The organism is Megasphaera intestinihominis, from assembly GCF_040096415.1.
Taxonomy (GTDB): domain Bacteria; phylum Bacillota; class Negativicutes; order Veillonellales; family Megasphaeraceae; genus Megasphaera; species Megasphaera intestinihominis.
Map to the genome: position 1 here is coordinate 1 of NZ_JBBMEU010000104.1, position 4,955 is coordinate 4,955.

Here is a 4,955-nt window from a genome sequence, read left to right on the forward strand (position 1 = left end):
CAATTTTCGTTACTTAATACTATATCATGCACTCTTAAAATTTTCAGTACTGGTCTGAATTCACAGGCCCATTATACTATAACGGCAAGGTGGAACGCTATCGCGCAGCAGACGGGCAAAGCACCTATGAGGCGCATCGCGAAAACTGTGGTCGCAAATGCGACGCCATAGCAAAGGGAGCATTCCTCGACTATGTGCAGAAGAGACTTCAGGAACATCACTGGTCGCTCGATGCCTGCTTTGGCAGGGCACTGGTTACGGGAGAATTTCAACGTGGCGAGATGGTCTGTACGAAAACCCTGTACAACTATGTCACGCTGGGGCTCCTAGGAAAAATCAAGAGTATTGACCTGCCCTTGCGCGTCAAGCGAAAAAACGCCAGGAAGCGGGTTCGTGAGCGTAAGAAGAAGTTCGGCCGCAGTATAGATGAGCGCGATCCTTCTGTGGATGAGCGTCAGGATTTCGGGCATTGGGAGTGTGACCTTGTACTGGGATCTCGCTCAAAGGACGAAGTACTGCTGACTCTGGTTGAGCGCAAGACACGCTGTTCCCTCATCAGAAAACTGCCCAACAAGGAAAGTGCCTCTGTAATAGCAGCCTTCAGAAAATTGAAGGATGGAATGTTCCGCGGCTGTTTCAGCCGAGTGTTCCTCAGCATTACGACAGACAATGGCAGTGAGTTTTCTAGCCTGTCGGAGCTAGAGAAACTAAGTCACACACGGATCTATTATGCGCATCCGTACTGCTCTAGCGACAAAGGTACGAATGAGAATCACAACGGCTTATTCCGTCGATTTCTTCCCAAAGGGAAGAAAATCCAGGATTACCCAGTGGAACACATTTCCAGAGTAGAGTGCTGGGCCAACACCCTGCCAAGAAAAATACTCGGCTATAAGACACCCGAGGAGTGCTTTAGGGAAGAAATGCTTGCAGCACTTACTGCATAAAGGTTCGCCGGGTGTTCAACTTATTATTGCAATTCGGGAGAATTATTATGATATATCCTATTCAGTGAAAACCATAGATCCAGTATGGATTGCCGGTAATGGAAAAAATGAAGGCTTATGGGTAAATAATAAATCGGGATTTTTTATTTTAAATCCCGACCTCTCCCACCACCGTGCGTACCGTTCAGTACACAACGTTTCTCTAGTTTTTACAAATTTGCGCATAATAGTCCAGCAAGGTGATGTATCCTTGCCGGGCTATTTTTTTATTTATCAGAATGGAGTTCAGCATGAGTGCGGTTTATTATCGAATTATGTTATAAAACCAACATACTTGTCTCCCCTGCCATGCTATACTCATTCCAGAAAGACGAAGAAAACAATAAAAAATGCCTGTAATGACCGTATCATGAACAGGCAACAGAAAGGGGCAGACCTCATGAAAAATATAGAATGGAAAGATAAAGTGGCAAGTTTTAAAAAAATTGATGTGCGCGGCATCGCCGGTAATTTCCTTGATGGGCTGAAAAAACAGGCAGCCAAGCTTCCCGTCGGCGAAGGGATGGAAGTCATTCAAAGTTTTGAACCAATCCCCCTCTATGAGATCATGGAAATGCTGGGATATGAGCATTATACAGAAAAAACAGCAGAACATGAATATCACGCTTATTTCTATCGGACCGAGGAAAAAGGGAACGTGGAAGATGCGCCAGAACGGCCGGCGGTCATCACGAACTATCCCATGATCGATGAAAAGCTGGGCGAACTGGCTGTAGAATTTTGGGATATGACCTGGAAAAGCGAAAAACGATATCTCGATTATAACATCCGCCTCCTGCTTTCGCTGGCCAATGCCGTCGGTGCCGGACGGATGCGGCAGGCCATGCGGGAACTGCTGAAAGCCTATGCCAATGGCCTGGACTCCAGAGCCCTGGACGACGTATTCGAACAGCTGGCCTGGAACATGGGCATCGGCTTCTTCAGTTCTGAAATCGCTCCGTCCCCACTGTTTCATGCGTATAAATTGATCAAACAAATGGAAAAACAGGGAAAAGAAAGAAATGAAATCAACCAGATGCTAAGAGAAAAATTATCCGATAAAAAAGGAGGATGCAAGTAAAAAAAACAGAGGCTGTCGCATTAAGACAGCCTCTGTTTGAGTTTTAAGTTTGTAGTTTGTAGCGAAGGTTTTTAAATTTAAGGCCCTTCTCAACGATAGAATTCAGGCCGACGCAAGGTAATATAGGGCCTTGCCTGGCGGCTTGCTTTGCATTTTTCCAAGTCGATATCGCAATATACCAGTCCGGCTTCCCCACCCGCTTTGAACAGTGTCTGTCCTTCACTGTCGACGACCAGGGACTGACCGGCGAAGGTAACGTCTCCTTCCCGGCCGACGCGGTTGCACATGGCGATGAAGACATTGTTTTGATAGGCCTGGACCCGGATTTCCCATTCAAAGAGGTCTAACGGTTCTGTCGTCAAATTGGCCGTCGGTATCAAGACCAATTCGGCCCCCATGGCAGCGCAAGTGCGGATGCTTTCCGGCAAATGGCGGTCAAAACAGATGACGACGCCGATTTTCCCAAAAGAAGTATCATAGACGCGAAAACCATCTGGCGAAGGCGTATAGTAATCGAGTTCGTAGAACTGGGGCGCACTGGTGACATGGACCATAGCCGATTTTCCCAGCAGATTCCCCTTTTCGTCGATGAACAAAGACGTATCATAGGCCTGCCCCCGATATTGCAAATAGAGATTAGGCGACACCATGCAATGTGCCTGCCGTGCCAGGTCATAAAAGGCCGTCACCCGCGGGTCATCAGGGTCCAGCAGATAATCCGGCAGCTCGTCTGCCGTGTACTGCGGCAAAAAAGGCATATGCTGCACTTCCGGAAAGAAGAGCAGATCCACCCCGGCCGCTTCCTTCACAGCCTCATAACTCACCTGTAAATTCCGTTCCATATCCTCAGTCATCGCCATCTGCATCATCGCAATCCGCATCAACCTCGCTCCTTTCACTCTGCCTGTTTTACACAAATTTTCTTACCACAAAAGGAAATGCCATATTTCCAGACTTTCTGGATTTCCCGATTCGGAATCACCAATTCACACCAATAACCGCCAAAGGCTTTTTCGCAAGATATGGGAGTCAAATATCCCGTTGTAAGCAGCATCGTATACAGCGCATCTTCATCATTACCGATTTCATCATAAATAATGCCTTCCCGAATCATGGCCGATATGCTTTCTCCACGTAAAAGAGAAATCAAATCCTGTTGCTTTTCGTCAGACAGCGACAGCATCAGCTGATTCAAAATCGAATTCCCCGATGTATTAATCCAATAATCATCCAAAACTTTTTGATCGAAAAAATTGATGACCGACCATGGATTATAAATATCCTGATCCCCAAAATGATAGCCATCGTACCAAGCCTGGATATCTGATAAAGCCCCTTCCATCGCCAGGTCCTGCGCCATTTTCTTTATTTCATATGGGGTAAATCCCATGACATCAGCATACATCCGAGTCATAACAGAACATACTTTTAAATTATTGAGGCCGCTGAAAATACTTTCTTTAGCAATTCGTAATACCCCTGTCAAAACAGCAAAAGCCAGGGATGCATTGCTTTTTAAAGCGTTGTTGAACCAAATCCGGAAATAAGAAATCGCTTTATCATAAAAACCGTGATCGTAAGCACATTGAATCGGTGCATCATATTCATCAATCAGGATAATGGTTTTTCTGTCATAATAGCGGCGTAAATAGTGGGATAAGTATAACAAGCTGACCTGATAATCTGCTTCACTTCCGGTCAAATCAAGGATGCGTCTATAATACGCCTGTTCAGACGGTTTCAATAAGCTGCCCTTCAGTAGATAGTCATGCCGTTCATATTCTGACTGCATCAATAAACAAAAGGAATCATATAAAGATTGCCAAGTATCATTCTGTACGCCTTTCAGCGTCAAAAAAATGACAGGATACTGGCCGCGATGCTTCATATATCCAGCACCATCTGAAGCAATATGCAATCCTTGGAAGAGCTCCCGGCTTTCCTTTTCTTTTTCAGCTGAAAAGAACCAGTCCAGCATACTCATTGTCAAGGTTTTCCCGAAACGCCGTGGCCGTATCAATAAGGTAACTTCACCATGACTATCAATCAGGTCCTTAATAAAATCCGTCTTGTCGACGAAATAATAGCCTTCGCGAACTTTCTGAAAATCATCTATTCCTACAGGCATACGGTCATTCATCACATTCGCCTCCATTCCGCGCCATCATTTCTTATATTCTAACAAAATTCTGCACATTTTCCAATTCTGGCCCGCCGACCCTTTCTCTGACTGTGACATCGTGGTATGATTTTGATGATAGGATTACGAAAGGAGTTATCATCATGACCAATACAGAAAAAGAACGGCAAAAAGCCATTACGACGGCCGGCAATCCGGCCAGACCGACCGGGGAAGCGGGGCAGCAGATGCTGGCGCGCATGAATGAGAGCCATGCCGCCCTTACGGCATGGGGCCTGTCCCATTTCCATTGGCGCGGCGATGAAACGGTCCTGGACATCGGCTGCGGCGGCGGAGCCAATCTCCATCGCATGAGCGCCCACATCACGACGGGCCATCTGACTGGCGTGGACTATTCAGCGACGTCGGTCCAGACCTCACGCCAGACGAATGCTGACGATATAGCTGCCGGAAAAATGACAGTCTGCGAAGGTTCTGTCGAAGCCCTGCCCTTTACCGACCAAACCTTTGACAAAATCACGACCGTCGAAAGTTTCTATTTCTGGCCCAATCCGCCGGAAAACCTGAAGGAAATCCATCGCGTCCTGAAACCAGGCGGCACGTTCCTGCTCATCGCCGAAATCTACGGCCACGACGGCCTCAGCGCTGACGTCCGGGAAAACATCGAACGCTACCACCTCTATAACCCGACGCCGGAAACCTTTGAAACCATTTTCCAGGATGCCGGCTTCTCCTCCGTCCAGGTCCA

4 protein-coding genes and 1 pseudogene are annotated in these 4,955 nt (G+C 46.9%); 3 read left to right on the top strand and 2 right to left on the bottom strand.

Going from position 1 to position 4,955, the window contains the following annotated elements; genetic code table 11:
• Positions 1 to 71: 71 nt before the first annotated feature.
• Positions 72 to 947 (top strand): annotated as a pseudogene (locus WMO23_RS10905) (IS30 family transposase); the annotation flags it as partial.
• A complete protein-coding gene (locus WMO23_RS10910; RefSeq protein ID WP_239639912.1) occupies positions 928 to 2,067 on the top strand; it encodes a DUF2249 domain-containing protein in 1,140 nt (379 codons plus the stop codon). The pseudogene WMO23_RS10905 and the gene WMO23_RS10910, both read left to right, overlap by 20 nt.
• Positions 2,068 to 2,156: 89 nt before the next feature.
• On the opposite strand, the gene WMO23_RS10915 is transcribed toward WMO23_RS10910, so the two are convergent.
• Together WMO23_RS10915 and WMO23_RS10920 are read right to left on the bottom strand one after the other, a co-directional pair.
• Positions 2,157 to 2,948 (bottom strand): carbon-nitrogen hydrolase family protein, encoded by a 792-nt coding sequence (locus WMO23_RS10915; RefSeq protein WP_020311807.1) that lies wholly within the window; start codon positions 2,946 to 2,948, stop codon positions 2,157 to 2,159.
• Between the two features lie 14 nt (positions 2,949 to 2,962).
• Entirely contained in the window at positions 2,963 to 4,207 is a 1,245-nt protein-coding gene (locus tag WMO23_RS10920) for an AAA family ATPase (protein WP_302512176.1), read from the bottom strand.
• 143 nt (positions 4,208 to 4,350) lie between these two features.
• On the opposite strand from WMO23_RS10920, the gene WMO23_RS10925 reads away from it, so the two are divergent.
• Positions 4,351 to 4,955: class I SAM-dependent methyltransferase (locus WMO23_RS10925; protein ID WP_349174061.1), on the top strand; the 605-nt coding region annotated here is incomplete at its 3' end.